This window comes from Mesorhizobium sp. (genome assembly GCF_004962925.1).
Taxonomy (GTDB): domain Bacteria; phylum Pseudomonadota; class Alphaproteobacteria; order Rhizobiales; family Rhizobiaceae; genus Mesorhizobium.
Window position 1 is genome coordinate 1 of sequence record NZ_SUEO01000398.1, and the last position, 1,132, is coordinate 1,132.

Sequence of the window (1,132 nt, forward strand, 5' to 3'; positions counted from 1 at the left end):
GGCCGAGGCCATCCTTGCCGACCGTGCGGCTGTGCCCGGCGAACTGGCGCTGGCCTATTTCGGCGAAGAGGTGGTCGACGCCAAGGCGGCACTCGAGGGCGCGCGCGACATCCTGTCCGAACAGTTCGCCGAAAATGCCGACCTGGTCGGCAGACTGCGGACCTACATGAAGGAACGAGCCTTCATGCGGTCACGCGTCGTCGACGGCAAGCAGGAGGCCGGCGCGAAATTCTCCGACTATTTCGACCATGTCGAGCGCTGGGCCAACGTGCCGAGCCATCGCGCGCTGGCGATGCTGCGCGGCCGCAACGAAGAGGTGCTGTCGCTCGACATCGAAGTCGGCGCCGACGATGCGTCACCGGTGAAGCCGGTCGAACGGATGATCGCCGACGCCTACGCCATCGGCCGCCAGCTGCCCGGCGACCGCTGGCTGATGGAGGTGGCGGGCTGGACCTGGCGCATAAAGCTGTCGCTGCACCTGACGCTCGATTTGATGCGCGATCTGCGCGAGCGGGCCGAGGAGGAAGCGATCCATGTCTTCGCCCGCAATCTGAAGGATTTGCTGCTCGCCGCACCGGCCGGCTCGCGCGCCACAATGGGGCTGGATCCCGGCATCCGCACCGGGGTCAAGGTGGCGGTGGTGGACGGCACCGGCAAGCTGCTGGAGACGACGACGGTCTATCCGTTTCCGCCACGGAACGATGTGCGCGGCACGCAAGCCGAACTGGCGAAGCTCATCCGCCTGCACAAGGTCGAGCTGATTTCAATCGGCAACGGTACGGGCAGCCGCGAGACCGAAAGGCTGGTCGCCGACATGCTGTCCGACATGCCTGCCGAGTCCGGGCCGAAGCCGCTCAAGGTGATCGTCAGCGAGGCGGGCGCCTCGGTCTATTCCGCCTCGGCGACGGCGGCGGCGGAATTTCCCGGCCTCGACGTGTCGCTGCGCGGCGCGGTGTCGATCGCGCGGCGGCTGCAGGATCCACTCGCCGAATTGGTCAAGATCGAGCCGAAGTCGATCGGCGTCGGCCAGTATCAGCACGATGTCGACCAGTACCGGCTCGGTCGCTCGCTGGAAGCAGTGGTCGAGGACGCGGTCAATGCCGTGGGCGTGGACCTCAACACCGCCTCAGCG

General features: G+C 67.0%; 1 pseudogene. It reads left to right on the plus strand.

Going from position 1 to position 1,132, the window contains the following annotated elements:
* Positions 1–1,132 (plus strand): annotated as a pseudogene (locus tag E5W87_RS35360) (RNA-binding transcriptional accessory protein); the annotation flags it as partial.